Origin of the sequence: Enterococcus sp. AZ078, from assembly GCF_051714985.1 — a bacterium.
GTDB lineage: Bacteria > Bacillota > Bacilli > Lactobacillales > Enterococcaceae > Enterococcus_B > Enterococcus_B hirae.
Map to the genome: position 1 here is coordinate 2622314 of NZ_JBIOSW010000001.1, position 14722 is coordinate 2637035.

Annotated in this window: 13 protein-coding genes; 1 reads left to right on the forward strand and 12 read right to left on the reverse strand. The window is 38.0% G+C overall.

Going from position 1 to position 14722, the window contains the following annotated elements; genetic code table 11:
• Positions 1–64: 64 nt before the first annotated feature.
• From IGJ18_RS12215 to IGJ18_RS12255, 9 genes are all read right to left on the reverse strand, one after another.
• Positions 65–526, reverse strand: a complete 462-nt coding sequence (locus IGJ18_RS12215) for a LytTR family DNA-binding domain-containing protein (RefSeq protein WP_010737019.1) — start codon at positions 524–526, stop codon at positions 65–67.
• Between the two features lie 66 nt (positions 527–592).
• Entirely contained in the window at positions 593–2218 is a 1626-nt protein-coding gene (locus IGJ18_RS12220; RefSeq protein WP_438843379.1) for a glycoside hydrolase family 13 protein, read from the reverse strand.
• Between the two features lie 263 nt (positions 2219–2481).
• On the reverse strand, positions 2482–3795 hold the full coding sequence (locus IGJ18_RS12225) for an NCS2 family permease (protein WP_088745584.1): 1314 nt from the start codon (positions 3793–3795) through the stop codon (positions 2482–2484).
• A gap of 229 nt (positions 3796–4024) precedes the next feature.
• Positions 4025–4285: a hypothetical protein gene (locus IGJ18_RS12230; protein ID WP_010737016.1), complete on the reverse strand. Its 261-nt coding sequence runs from the start codon at positions 4283–4285 to the stop codon at positions 4025–4027.
• A gap of 102 nt (positions 4286–4387) precedes the next feature.
• Positions 4388–4744: a VOC family protein gene (locus IGJ18_RS12235; RefSeq protein WP_034700463.1), complete on the reverse strand. Its 357-nt coding sequence runs from the start codon at positions 4742–4744 to the stop codon at positions 4388–4390.
• Between the two features lie 288 nt (positions 4745–5032).
• Positions 5033–5743, reverse strand: coding sequence for a B3/B4 domain-containing protein (locus IGJ18_RS12240; protein ID WP_010737015.1), 711 nt, complete (start codon positions 5741–5743; stop codon positions 5033–5035).
• 13 nt (positions 5744–5756) lie between these two features.
• Positions 5757–6281, reverse strand: coding sequence for a GNAT family N-acetyltransferase (locus tag IGJ18_RS12245; RefSeq protein ID WP_034700466.1), 525 nt, complete (start codon positions 6279–6281; stop codon positions 5757–5759).
• 13 nt (positions 6282–6294) lie between these two features.
• Positions 6295–6747, reverse strand: a complete 453-nt coding sequence (locus IGJ18_RS12250; RefSeq protein WP_053766210.1) for a MarR family winged helix-turn-helix transcriptional regulator — start codon at positions 6745–6747, stop codon at positions 6295–6297.
• 95 nt (positions 6748–6842) lie between these two features.
• Positions 6843–7442: an NUDIX hydrolase N-terminal domain-containing protein gene (locus IGJ18_RS12255; RefSeq protein ID WP_438843380.1), complete on the reverse strand. Its 600-nt coding sequence runs from the start codon at positions 7440–7442 to the stop codon at positions 6843–6845.
• Between the two features lie 255 nt (positions 7443–7697).
• Here IGJ18_RS12255 and IGJ18_RS12260 point away from each other — a divergent pair, with 255 nt between their 5' ends.
• Positions 7698–9152 carry a helix-turn-helix domain-containing protein gene (locus IGJ18_RS12260; protein WP_010720983.1) on the forward strand — a complete coding sequence of 485 codons (1455 nt, stop codon included), beginning with the start codon at positions 7698–7700 and terminating at the stop codon, positions 9150–9152.
• Positions 9153–9289: 137 nt separating this feature from the next.
• Here the strand turns inward: IGJ18_RS12260 and IGJ18_RS12265 are convergent, their stop codons facing one another.
• The 3 genes from IGJ18_RS12265 to IGJ18_RS12275 all read right to left on the reverse strand — a co-directional run bounded on the left by IGJ18_RS12265 (position 9290) and on the right by IGJ18_RS12275 (position 14709).
• Positions 9290–11833: an HAD-IC family P-type ATPase gene (locus IGJ18_RS12265; RefSeq protein WP_438843381.1), complete on the reverse strand. Its 2544-nt coding sequence runs from the start codon at positions 11831–11833 to the stop codon at positions 9290–9292.
• A gap of 109 nt (positions 11834–11942) precedes the next feature.
• The gene (locus tag IGJ18_RS12270) at positions 11943–13262 is read right to left on the reverse strand and encodes an amino acid permease (protein ID WP_088745579.1); all 1320 of its coding nucleotides are present in this window, start codon (positions 13260–13262) and stop codon (positions 11943–11945) included.
• A 16-nt stretch (positions 13263–13278) separates the two neighbouring features.
• Positions 13279–14709, reverse strand: coding sequence for an amino acid permease (locus IGJ18_RS12275; protein WP_010720986.1), 1431 nt, complete (start codon positions 14707–14709; stop codon positions 13279–13281).
• Between the last annotated feature and the right edge of the window lie 13 nt (positions 14710–14722).

Consider the following 14722-nt stretch of genomic DNA (forward strand, 5'->3'; position numbering starts at 1 on the left):
ACATTTATTCTACAAGGTTTCCTTATTGAAGCTAGTTTGATTGTCATTTCTTGCATTTTTCTTGTCACTTGTTGCGAAAAGTCTGATCAATTTTTTCTTTTAATGCTTTGGAAAAATAACGGCTAACGAGTAACTCTTCTGTATTTTGTAATGTGACATAGAGATTTCCATTTAAAAGCGACGAATTGATTTCTTTAACCATATAGATATTTAAAATAGTCGTTTTCGATATTTGGATAAATGGTTCTGGGAGTTCTTTCATTAACTGAGCTAGTGTCAATCTTCGCTCATACACTTCATTTTCCGTATAAAAAAAACATTTGCGATCAAGATATTCGATATAAAAAATCGAGAATAAATCTAAATAGACATCTCTTTCTTTTTTATAGTCTCTCACTAAAATAGTTTCCACTTTGTATTTCTCTAAAATATCAGCAATCGAAGTTAAAAATGGTACCTTTTCATGAACTTGAAAAAGTACCATCTCCTCTTGTTTTTTTGGAATCAAATCAAACAATACTTTCATCATGGTCCTCACACTTGTCTAAATTTCTTTTATCATACTCTTTTTTGAGGTGTTCGGACAAGTCATTTATTTGCTCATCTTCAAAACAAAAGCTTCATAAGGACGTAAATTCAGTTTGCCTGTTGGTATCTGTTTTTGTGGATAGTTTGAAATGACCAGTGTCATCGCTTGATCAGCCAATGTGTATGGCTGATTTTTTTCAGACATATTGCAAACGACTAACCATTGTTCATTATTCAACGTCCGATAATAGGCAAATACGTCATCGGGCGTATCTGTTACCAATTGGTAATCTCCCCAGACGATGAGTTCATTGTTTTTCCGTAACTCGATCAATTGCTTATACGTATAAAAAATAGAATCTTTCTTTGCTAAGGCTGTTTTCACATTGATCGTTTGGTAGTTTGGATTGACGTGTAGCCAAGGAGTTCCTGTGGTAAATCCAGCATGTTCACTATTATCCCATTGCATCGGTGTACGCGCATTGTCACGCCCTTTTGCATTGATCGAACACAAGATTTCTTCCGGAGTAAATCCTAAAGTTAACCGTTCATGATACATGTTGATCGTTTCAATATCTTGCGCTTCAGAAATATCCTTGATCGGGTAGTTTGTCATCCCGATTTCTTCTCCTTGATAAATATAAGGTGTCCCTTTCATCATATGAAGCAAAATCGCAAACATTTTGCCACTTTCTTCTCGATAATCTTGATCATTCCCCCAACGTGAGATGATCCTTGGCAAATCATGGTTATTCCAAAATAGACTGTTCCATCCTTCATTCCCTAAAGAAGTTTGCCATTTTGATAATACATGTTTCAACTCAGGAATACTTAATGGTTTTAAATCCCATTTGTCTTTTCCTGCCTGTTGATCCAAACCGACATGTTCAAATTGAAAGATCATCGATAGTTCATTTCTCTTGGGATCAGAATAAAGCTTGGCAATGTCCGTGGTTGCTCCCCAAGTTTCGCCCACTGTCATCAGATCTTTGTTTCCAAAAGTAGCTTGATTCATCTCTTGTAAATAGTCATGAAGTTTGGGACCATTACTTGTTATTTCTTGATCAGGTAACTTCCCAATCGTATCGATCACGTCCATTCGGAAACCACCGATTCCCTTGTCGATCCAAAAGTTCATCATCTGATAGATTTCTTGACGTAAATGGGGATTTTCCCAGTTTAAATCTGGTTGCTTTTTACTATAAAGATGTAAATAATACTGACTAGTTGTTTCATCAAACTGCCAAGCAGAGCCACTGAATATCGACCGTAATTGATTAGGCTCATTTCCATTGATTGGGTCACGCCAAATGTAATAATCCCGATACGGATTTTCTTTACTTTGACGAGCTTCGATAAACCAAGCATGTTCATCTGATGTGTGGTTGACGACGAGATCCATAATGATTTTTATTTCACGTTTCTTTGCTTCTGCAATCAGTTCCTCCATATCAGCCATCGTGCCAAATTCGGCCATGATTGCTTGATAATCACTGATATCGTAACCATTATCGTCGTTAGGAGATTCATATACGGGAGATAACCATATCGTATCGATCCCTAAATAATGCAGATAATCTAATCGAGCGATCACTCCTTGTAAATCCCCGACTCCATCCCCATTCGTATCTTGAAAACTACGAGGATATACTTGATAAACAACTGATTGATGCCACCATTTTTTCTCCATACTTTCCTCCATTGGTTAAAGATTATATACCTCGCAAAAATTGTAACGCTTTCAAAAACGAGAGTAAATAGCCATTATTCTCCTTATTTCTTTCACCACGCCTAAACCTTGATGCTATCGTCTTTTACTTTCAGTTGTTACCGATAACAATTTTTTCCAAAAAAGAACCCTGGCATTTGTTTTCTCGCTAACAATAGTGAGATCTCCATTTGCCAAGGTTCTTTTACTTGTCACACATCAAAAAAATAATCAACTAAATCAAGTTAACTAACGTTCAGTATCCACATGAAGCCAATAAAGACAAAGAATAACAGATACATGATCGGTGATACTTCTTTTCCACGCTTTGCTGCGATCATAGTAATTGGATAGAAAATAAATCCTAATGCGATCCCATCAGAAATACTGTAAGTTAACGGCATGCCGATCAAGATCAAGAAAGCAGGAATGGCGATCTCTAACTTGCCCCATTCGATTTGACGTAACGATTGTGCCATCAATACACCGACAATGATCAGTGCTGGTGCTGTTACTTGTGAAGTCACTACTGATAGCAACGGTGAAAAGAATAAACCGAATAGGAATAAGATCCCGGTCGTTACTGCAGTGATCCCAGAACGGCCACCAACAGCAATTCCGGCAGAAGATTCAACGAAAGCCCCAACTGGTGAAGTTCCTAATAAAGAACCTGCAAGCATAGCTGTTGAATCAGAAGCCAACGCTTTCCCAACACGAGGCATTTTGTTATCTTTCATAAAACCAGCTTGATTAGCTAAACCGACTAACGTGCCTGCTGTATCAAAGAATGTAACTAATAAAAAGGTTAATACGACTACCCACATTTGTAGTGAGTTGATGTCTCCGATATGTTTCAATGCAACTAAGAATGTTGGCTTTAAACTTGGTGCAGCTGAAACTAATTGAGAAGGCATAGGAATAAGTCCAGTCACTAATCCAAGAATTGTGCTAGCTACCATCCCAATAAAAATACCTCCTGGAACACGTCTTATCAATAAGATTGCTGTCACAACTAACCCAAAAATCGTCAACCATGTTGAACCTACGCTTAGTGATCCTAACCCCACTAATGTGGATTCATTTGAAACGATGACTCCTCCTTCATTCAAGCCAAGGAAAGCAATAAATAAGCCAATCCCACCTGAGATCGCATATTTTAAATCAGCTGGAATTGCATCAATGATCATTTCACGTAATTTGAAAATCGTGATTAAAATAAAAATCAAAGAAGCAACGAACACGCCTGCTAAAGCTGTTTCCCAAGGAATCCCCATTCCCAAACAAACGGAATAAGCAAAAAAGGCATTAATCCCTAATGCTGGCGCAGTACCAATCGGGTAACGTGCTAAGACCCCCATTAAAATACAGCCGATCGCACTTGCTAATGCTGTAGCCGTAAACACCGCACCTTCGTCCATTCCTGATGCGCCTAAAACTGTTGGATTGACAAATAAGATATATGCCATTGAGATAAATGTTGTAAAGCCTGCAAGTATTTCTCTTCTGACGGTGGTACCTAATTTTTCAATCTCGAAGTAGGAAAGTAGTTTTTCCTTCATCTTTCATCCCCCTAAAACCGAACATTTATAAAAAAGTCCCTCAAAATTTTGAATTATTTAAAAACAACGTGTTTAATCATATACTAAATCAGAACATAAGTAAACAAAAAAGTCGGATTTTAAGCAAAATCCGAACTTTAAGTTTTTTTGATCGTTATGAACTGATTTAACAGTTTTTTTAATAGAAAAGGAGCATTTCAAACAAAATAGCGTACCAAATCGGTTTGCTTTAGCTATTTTTTAGCTGCTCTTTTCCGATGCGTTTTTGTTCTTCAGCAATGAATCCCTTGATGTCACTTTCTGCCGAAAAATATTTACTAATTTCACTAGAATTAGTCAACGAATTCAAGCCACCATATCCTGTATCTACCATTTTCCCCCAACCTTTTGTTGGCTTTTTCCCTGTCTTCAAGTTTTTCATACGGATTTTTTCACTTTTTTCTTCTCGTCGTCTCTGTGAATATTCTTCCATTTTTGCGATTAGATTCATGACAGTCTCTCCTTTCCTTCAAAAATTTGTTATTCATTTATTTAAATTCCTTGTCCTGTGCATCTCCTTTTCAAACACCAGGACCTCTTCTGATTTCAAACATTACAACTTACCGATCACAAAATAGTTTCCTTCTGGATCAGAAAAGTTGAACGTCTCTACGCCATTGCTCTCCATGATTTCACCAGCATTCTCTATTTTTTGATAGATCTCCTCAAATTGATCCGTAAAGAAAATGATCGAAGGAGTCGTACCTAACACTTCTGGCGAAAATCGTTGGACAAAAACTTTTGGAAAAATCCCTAATTCAAATTCTGGTGAAAGTTGCACGATCGTACTTTGAAATTCTTCTGGTAACTCAATCGTTTCACTAACTGTTGCGCCTAGAGTTTCGACAAAAAATTGACTAAGCACTTCAACATTTTCTGCATAAAGCATGACTCTGGTTTTACCGATCATCTCTGATCCTCCTTTGATGGTGTTGATCCTTTTCATTAAGTATATCATGAAAGCGGATAATCAAAGAATTCTCGGTTTAAGAATCGAAAAATCCGACAAGATTTGACAGACTGTGACGATTCTTTGTCAGTTTGTCTTGTTTTGATAAGATTTGATGGCACAACAGTGAAACGAAACCATTCAAAACTACACTCGTTAGAGAAAACAAGATCACATAGAAAAATCCCTCGTTTTTCTATGTGATCTTATTGGTTGAGCTACTTTTTCTTCCTACGTTTCGTTCCTACTTCAAATGTTCATTTCTGGATGTTCCTTTGTTAGCGTAAATGTTTTCCCTTCTACGCCAAATGTTTGTTCCACGCGTTTTTTCAATTCTGTCATTGCTTTTGCGCCACGTGATGCTTGCTCTTTTGTGACTGATTCAATAACCAAAATGGCTTTAGTCGTGTCTTCCGTCAACATTGTCCGTTGCGCTTCTCGCCAGTTGAAACTGCGACAGATTGCTCCTTCGTTATCGTAATAAATGATTTCTTCTGGTAAAGCTGGTGCATCAGCTTCTGCTCCTAGAGGTAAGAAACTTTCACCACCATGAGCTTTTCCTAGATGAAGATCCCCTTTGATTTTTTCTTGATCTTCTCCTCCACATGGCACACCAAATGTTAGAGAAATACTGTTATAGATATCGACTAATGGGTTGATAGGGAAAAATTCACGTTCTTGGCTAGCTCTTTTTAATAACGCTTCAATCGATGAACGGGCTCCTTTTTTGGTTTTAAAACGTGAAAAAGCTTGACGCCATTGAGCAATGACTTCATTTTGACTGAATGTTTCTTCTGTCAAATATCCTCTTGCTTCTTTCGCTGCATCATTCAATAGTTGATGGAATTGTTCTTCTTTGGCTTTATCTACATGATTATCGATACCTTCGACTACCAAAACTTCAATCGTTGCTTCTGGAAAGACTTCCCAAAAATTTTGTTCTGCGATGATTTTTTCCATGTTTCTACTCCTTTTATTTCTGTAAATTTTTGACATATAGATAATCTGTCTGAGCATCATCTCCCATATAAAAAATATGTTGGCTATGATGTTGGAATCCATGTTTTTTATAAAAAGCTAAGGCAGGATAGTTATGTTCCCATACCCCTAACCAAATCGCCTCTTTTTGTTTTTCTTGCGCTTTTTGCACAGCAAATTCGATCAATCTAGATCCAATCCCTTTAGATTTAAATGGCGAACGGACATAAATACGTTCGATCTCTAAAAATCCTTCTCCCATTGCTTCTGTTTGTGCTTGCCCTATATTTAATTTTAGATAGCCAGCAATCCGGTCATCTAGTACTGCCCAATAAAATTCTGACTGTTCCTCTTGTAGTTCTCGCCTCAATTTATCGAGCGCATAAGCTTCATCCAAATAGGTCGTCATCAATTCTTCACTGTTGTGTTCACCAAAGGTAGCTTGATAGGTCTCGATACTAATTGCCTGTAATTTTTCTACTTCCGTTTCTTTGATCCCTACGATTTCGATTGTTTTCACCGCTCCAGTCCTTTCAATAAATTCTTTTGTTTCCTTTTTTTATATAATGCCAATCTTCACTCACATTTTTCCGAACTTTTTGCAAAAGTGTGTGTAATTGCAAAACTTCTTGCTGGGATAACCCTTTGACAGCTACTTGATTAGAATAATGATGCTCTCGAAGGATAAACGGATAGACTTTTTTTCCACGATCCGTTGGGTAAAGTTTTTTTATCTTTTTATTGTTTTTATCTGGCATGCTTTTTATCAGGTCTTTTGCTATCAATTTTTTCACCGCACGTGCCGTTGTTGTTCGGTCAACGTTGATCATCTCAGCTAACTTTTCTTGAATAATGCCAGGATGTTCACAGATTCGTACTAAATACAGGTATTGTCCTCTTGTCAAATCAACTTCTTGAAACTCAATGTTACTAATCGAGTCCAAGGCACGGGCAATTGCTCCAATCTCTCGAATGATTTCGTCCATTTTAACCCTCCCTTACCTAGCTTTAGTATGATTTCACTCTTTTTTATTGCATTTGCAACAAAAAATCACTAAAAATAAAAAACTACCTTCCCTGATCAATCACAATAAGGCAAGGTAGCTTTTTCTAAAATAAATAGTTGCTCTTTGGTCGTACGTTTCAGCGAGAGTTTTGGTAAATCATTTAAATGGAAGAATTTCATATTAGAAGTTTCATGGTTTGCCACAAACCTACCTGACAAGATAGCGCAAGAAAAAACAATTTTATAGTACTGAAAGGCTTGAGGGATGTCTGTGCGCAGATTCGTATCAAATATCGCTAATAATTGACCTACTTCTACCTCTAACCCAGTTTCTTCTTTGACTTCTTTACGTATATTTTCTTTAGGAGACAAACCAACTTCTGCAAATCCTCCTGGTAATGACCATTCTTGTGTTTTTGTATCTTCGATCAATAGAATTTTCTCGTCTTGTTTGATCCATGCACGTACGTCAACTTTTGGTGTTGGATATCCTTCATGAGCTTCTATTAGGCTTGTCCATTCTTCCTTTGTTTCCAATCCCACTTCACTCAGCAGCTTCAACGAGATTTCTTGCAGCTCTTCATATCGTTCTTTGTCAAACACGTCTTTCCCATAAAGCAATCCAGCTTGAGCAATCGCTAGTAAGCGGCGATAATCGTTTAGTCTAGTTTCCATTCTACTCACTCCTCTCACATGACTATCTTTTTACTTATTTTAGTATAAGTCAAATTTTTTAGCTAACTTCTACTTTAAATAAACGAAGGCTGATTGAAGTAAAAAATCCAAAAAACTCATCCTTTATTTGATATTGTGCCTTTTTTCATTATACTAATGGTAAGCGCTATCTAAAATAATCAGGTTTCATTATGAAGATACGGCGAAACGAGTGTCTTCCTCACTTGTCATACTTAACAAAGAAAGGTTGATCCGATGTATTCTTTAATGAAAAAAATCATTACTGAAAAAGATATCAAACGCCAAGTCTCTTTAGTGGAACTATTACTGAATCACTCGCAAATAACTGTGAACGAATTGGCCGAAGCTGTCAATACCACAGAGCGTACGATTTTTTCTGATCTTCAAACAATCAAAACCCAATTACCTAAAGGCTGGCTAATCAATAGTGACCAATCAGGGATTCAACTAAAAAACGAACAGAATCTCCTGACAAATGAACTGTGGGAAATTTTTCTGACACAGTCGATCAGTGTCCAATTATTGAAAGAATTATTAACGATTAAAGAAGTCGCTACCCCCACCTTTTTAGCACGTAACGGCTTGTCTTATGAAACATTGAATCGTCATGTCAAAAAATTGAATCAACAATTAGTCGTCTACGAATTACAGATTGAACAAAACCGCCACCGTTTGTCGTTTTCAGGTGAAGAAGAAACCATTCGGCTATTTTATCATCGATTACTTATGCCGTTTACCCATAACAACTATTTCTTCGAGGATTACTCGATCCATGAATCTCACTACTTCCGGTTTCTCAAACGTTTACGACAAGCTGAGTTAGCTGTTGACACCGAAGAGGTATTCGGGATTTGTTGGTTTTTTATCAACACGATTCGGATCAAAGCTGGTTGTCGGATCCCGACTTCATTGTTTTCTACCCAGGATCAATTATTTTTACTCTATGCTCCTGAATTAGAAAAACTGTACCGAACTGAAGGGGTCTATCTTAAAGATAAAGAAGCAGCGTTTGCTTTTTCCTGTTTTCTTGACAGCTGGAACTATAACAACTCTTACCCGCCTATGATCTTGGATATTTTACACCGTCACCCTGCAGAAACAAACATTCGTGAATTTGTAAATCGTCTATCAGAAAGCTTAGCTATCAAAGAGTTAGAACAAACAAACTTACCGGAAAATTTGATTTTACTACTCCTGAAATACTATGAATCACCGTTATTGATCGAACAAACAACCAAGCAATATCACTATTATTTAAAAGAATATGAACAAGAATACCCAGAGTTATATCCTCATAAATTCGCTTTGTTGCAACAAGTTAAAGAATCGACGAGCATGGTCAAAAAGGTCACCAATGAGACTTATTTCTTTTATTTACTTTCTTTATTGATCCAACAGACACTTTTAGCCGTGCAGCCGTATCAAGCAACGATTTATTTTATTTTTCAAGGGGAACCTTCATGGAAAGCTTTTTTGCAACAAGAATTAAATGCTTATTTAGGCAAACGAGTGATCTTGGAGCCAATTGAATTGAGTCAATTGTCAGATATCACTATCAAGAAAAATGATCTATTAGTTTCAAATATTCCGATCGATACGCCGCCAATGCCTGTCATTTATCTTTCAACGATCCCGACAAAAAATGAATTGGATCGTTTAAGTGACTTATCGTTGCGATCGTATTTGTAACTCACACTTAGTTTTTTTATGCTCTGTCTTAACATCGATCAATGATCAAGTAACTAACAAAAGCTTATAAATGTCTATTTGGTAATGGCCAAAGAGTACGTTTATAAGCTTTTATTTCCTGTTTGTGGTGGTACTTTTTACGTGGGTAACTCAGCATTTCTTTTTTTGGCGATCATCTTACTGATCCGCTTTTCGATCTCAACGATTACAAAAAGTAATAGAATATTTAGTAAGATCGGTAGTTGCTCTGTCAGGGAAAGACTTGTTGTCCCAATTAGCTGTTGTGCGATCGGTAAGTAAATCACTCCTGCTTGCAAGAGGACCAACATCCCGAGTGACAAGAACAACGCTTTGTTTTCAAATAAACTACGATTCAATGAAGGATCCAGTAACTCGCGGCAATTGATCATATACACAGCTTGAGCAGCTACGATATTTTGTAAGAGCATGGTTTGTTGGAGCGCTTGTCCTTCAAAGCTCATTGCTAGTAAATAAGCAGGAATCATGATCAGCAATGACACATAAAAGATTCGAAACACACTGTAGCGGGTGAGAATCCCTTGCTTTGGATCTCTCGGTGAGCGACTCATCGTGTCCTTACCTGCTTTTTCAAATCCTAAAGCATAGGATAACGTGATCGTAGTAACCATGTTCACCCATAAAATTTGGACAGGTGTCAGTGGTAACGGCTGGTTAACGAGTAGTGCCCAAATAATGACCAGTCCTTGGGCTAAAGCTGTTGGTAAGAAAAAATTGATTGTTTTTTGAAGATTGTCGAGAATCCTCCGCCCTTCTTTGACCGCTTTAGCGATCGTATGGAAATTATCATCACCCAGTACCATGTCCGCTGCCTGCTTGCTCACTTCACTCCCTTTGATTCCCATAGCGATTCCTACATCAGCACGCTTCAAAGCTGGCGCATCATTCACACCGTCACCCGTCATTCCAACGATTTCTTCATTTTTTTGAAGAGCATCCACGATCCGTAACTTGTGTTCAGGTGTCGTTCGGGCAAATACATCTACTGATTTCACTTGTTTCGCTAGTTCTTCATCGGATAAGCGATCAATGTCAATTCCTTCTAACACGTTTTTTGTGTGTTTGAGACCGATTTGTTCAGCAATTGCCTGCGCAGTGTCTTTATGGTCTCCTGTGATCATTTTCACCGAGATCCCTGCATTTTGACATTCTTTGACTGCTCGGATTGCACTCTCTTTTGGTGGATCGATAATTCCTGCAATCCCTACAAAGGTCAGTTCATTCAATTGATCATGACCTAATTCTTGATCAGGAGCAAGTGTCTTATAAGCAAAGCCTAAGACTCGTTGTCCTTTTTGGGCGAGTTTCATCGCTTCCTCTTGCCATTTCCCGACTTGTTTCGATGTCAAGTTCGCTTTTGCTAGTAATACTTCTGGTGCCCCTTTGACATAAACAATCGCATGTTCCTGTTTGTCATGCATTGTTGCCATGTATTTATAGCTTGAACTAAATGGGATTTTTCCTTTGACTGGCTCCAAAGGTAGTGATGCTTTTGCCGTGTAACGCAGTAAAGCAAGTTCAGTCGGGTTTCCTGTTAATTCGGCCACGTTTTGATTTGCTTTGGTTTGGATCTCTTGGCAGTTTTTCATGATTGCCAACATGGTTTCTTCTTGATCCGTCACTGTTTCGACAACACTCATTTCGTTTTTTGTCAGGGTTCCTGTTTTATCCGAACAAATCACGGTCATAGAGCCAAGAGTTTCCACAGAAGGCAAACCTTTAATAATCGCTTGCTCTTTAGCCATTTCGTTCACACCTAAAGAAAGGATCATCGTAAGTACTGCTGGTAAACCTTCCGGGATCATCGAAACGATCAAAGCAATAATCGTTGAAAATAAGAAGTTCATTTCCAAGCCATATCTAAATGTCGTGAAAAAGAGTAAGAACAAGCTAAGGAAAAGAATCCCACGAAAGATCTGCTTGTTTAGTTGGTTGATTTTTTTAACGAGTGGTGTAGTTTGTTGTTGGACTGATTGTAGTGCCTGATTGATTTTCCCGATTTCAGTGGTATCTCCCGTTTCGATAACCACACCAATCGCAGTCCCTGTTTGAACTAAGGTACCAGAAAATGCCAGATTCTTCTGATCTCCGGTTGAGACGGTTGTCGTCAATCGTTCGCTAGTCTTTTCAACTGCTTCCGACTCCCCCGTCAATGCTGCTTCTTCTACCATGAAGTCATGGACCTCAATCAAGCGAACGTCTGCAGGTACAACATCGCCTGCTTTCAACGCTAACAAATCACCTGGCACTAATTCTTTAGCTGGAACCAATTCTTTGATCCCTTCTGTGAAAATCACCGCGTTCTGTCCTAAAAGTTTTTCTAAGCCGTTTAACGCTTCCTCAGCCTTTCGCTCTTGCCAATAACCAACAAAACTATTGACGAGAACGACTGCCAGAATAATACTGCCTTCAATCACTTCTCCTGTAAAAAATTTTAACAAAGAAGCAACCAATAAGATAATCATCAATAACTCTGTCAAATGCTTCAAAAACTTTCGTAATGGACTAACTTTCTTTTTTACTTCTATATGATTATAGCCGTTTTCTTTTAAACGACTGATACGCTCATCTTGGTTTAGCCCATCTGGAGTCGTTTTGAGTGTCTTCATCACTTCTTGGGCTGTTTCTTTATACCAGACCATCGCAATCCCTCCTCTTTCGGTTGTGATACTTTTATTATAGGTAGGAGAGACTTGATTTAACGTCAATTATTTCAGAGGGCCCTGAAAAAAATAGGGGAAAAATATCGAATCATTTTGGAGCGGTCTGACGAATCCGTTGATAGATCAAGTTCAAGGCACCAAACCAAACGACGGAAACTACGGGAATCACACGAGTAGTTGGTTCAAAAAACAAACTGATTCCTACCAAACCAAAAAAACATAGAATGAGTCGATCTTTCCATTTTTTCAACTGACTGTTCGTTAATTTTAGATGGGCAAATAAAATAGCTGACCAGACAAATAAGAACGAAATCGTGGTCATGCCTGCAAGTAATTGAAATAAAATCCGACTATCTGATACAAAAAAGTGTAAACAAAGACCTAATAAAAACATGCCTCCAGTAAATAAGATACCGTGCAAGGGCACACCCCGAGAAGATAATGTTAGAAACCATTTTGAAAGATTTTTTTCTTTTGCCGTATTATATAAGATACGACTCGTACTATAAATGGCACTATTCGTGGAAGAAAGTGAAGCAACCAAGATGATCAAGTTGATGACTCCTGCCCCTTTGCTACAATGAATGAACTGTAACATCGTGACCAACGGACTTTCTTTTAAATCTAAAGATTGCCAAGGAACGACTAACAAAATCGCCACGATCGTTCCAATATAGAAAAAGAGGATACGTGCGGGTAAACATTGGATCGCTTTTTTAAGGTTTTTCTGTGGATCTGCTGTTTCGCCCACCGTTAAACCGATCATTTCAACTCCGGCAAAACTAAATAAAACCATTGGAAAAGCAGCAACTAAGCCGGTTAGTCCAAATGGAAAAATGGTTTGGAGCTGATCAAAATTTTCTCTGACACCAATTCTTGGTGACTTGAAGTACAAAAAGCAAACGCCAATCCCTAAAAGAATAAATAATAAAATCCCAAAAATCTTGATAGTTGAAAACAAGGATTCCAACTCACCAAACCAGCGAACCGCAACTACGTTAATGATCACTAAGGCAATGAGTGCGAAGATCCCACTGATTAAGGGAGAGAGTGCTGGTAACCAAAAGCGGATATATAAACCAATCGCTGTCAATTCGGTCAATCCAGCACCCATCCAACATAACCAATACGTCCAGTTGACTAAAAATGCCCATCGTTCGCCTAAATAGTATTGGATGAAATCGCCGATCGATTGAAACTCATTATTGGATAAAAAGAGCTCACCCATCGCATACATCAACCCATAAATAGCGAGGCCGCAAACAAAATAAGTAAGCAAGACAGCAGGTCCCGCCAACTTGATTGCTTTGGCAGAACCTAAGAATAGTCCAGTCCCGATCGCACCTCCTAGCGCAATCATCTGGATATTCCGGTTCGTCAAAGTTTTCTTCATTGTGGTTCTTTCCATCTTACTCACCTTTTCTTTATTCTTGATTCAATTTTTGTTGGACTTCTTGTTCCCATGATGGTTTTCTGATTTTATCAATACATAATGGGGCAATGAATAAGATCAAACTAATCACCGTTACTGCGATAAAGTTGATCAACGTTCCAGCTTGCATCGTCAAGCCTACCGAACAGCCAATTGCTGCAAAAAGAACAAGTACAACGATCCATGCACCTAAATCACCCTTGCCACCTTTTTTACCGATTCTAAATGGTCGGGCAAGTTCAGGTTTGGCTTTTCTTAATTTCAAAATAGCAATCCCCATAATGACATATACAATACAATAAATCACTGTCGTGGAGTTCACTAACATCAGAAATGCCTGATTGACACCTGGTATCAACAAATAAAACAAAGCAAAGATCGAAATAATCGTTGATTGTGTTAAGATCACTGATTTTGACACATCAAATTGGTTCGTTTTCCAAAAATTGAATTTTGGTGGATATGCTCCTTTTCTCGCACTTGCAGTGACTGTTTTTGCTGGTCCTGAAGCCCATGCAGATAATTGGACAGCTACACCTACAAAGACTAATAGACTGAAAATATTAACGATGATATGTGGTAATCCTAGAATCTGACAATAGATTGAAATGGATTGCGCAATATTATTCAACTCCATTTGGCCTTTAGGTACCACATTTGCTACGACTAACGCATTCAACGTATTCACAAAGAAGAGAAAAATCAATGCAGCAAAGATCCCTTTAGTATAAGTTTTTACAGGATTTTTCAAACGGGTGATGTAGACAGATGACATCTCGATCCCCGTAAAGATAAACATGATTGGTGCAAAGTAAACGAATGATTTCGCTGTTTCTGCATCAGGGATCAATTTAGCCCAAGAAAAATGACCTAATGTTGCATGTGGTTGGATACCGACTTTGATCCATGAAAAAATACCTAAAAGAAGCATAATTGCTAATGGAATATATAGACCTAACCAAACACCGATCTTCCCACCAATTTTAGCCATATCAAATTTCAAATTTAATAATGTAATAATCCAATACACGACTAGAATAACGATCAAAGTAAATTTACTGTTCAACCCTAAAGGAACGTTATCAATCATATTACCCAATAAAGGTGCTAGCGCTGAAGCGACCATCACCATCCCTGGAAACATTTGAACCCATAAAAGCCACGAGACAACAAAGCCCCATTTTCGTCCTAAAGAATTTGAGACCCAGAGTTCTGGTCCACCTTTTTGGGGAAACATCCCAGCAAATTCACCTGAGATCAACGAAATAGGAAAAGCATAAAATAATACCGCTACAAGCATATAGAAAAGCATCGTCCACCCCGTGGCTGCAACATCAGGAATGTTCCGAACACTAGCAACTAAGGCACAAGTCATACCGATGAAAGTCAGTGTAGTGATTTGTGAAGTTTTCGAATCTGTCATTGTTATTTTCCTT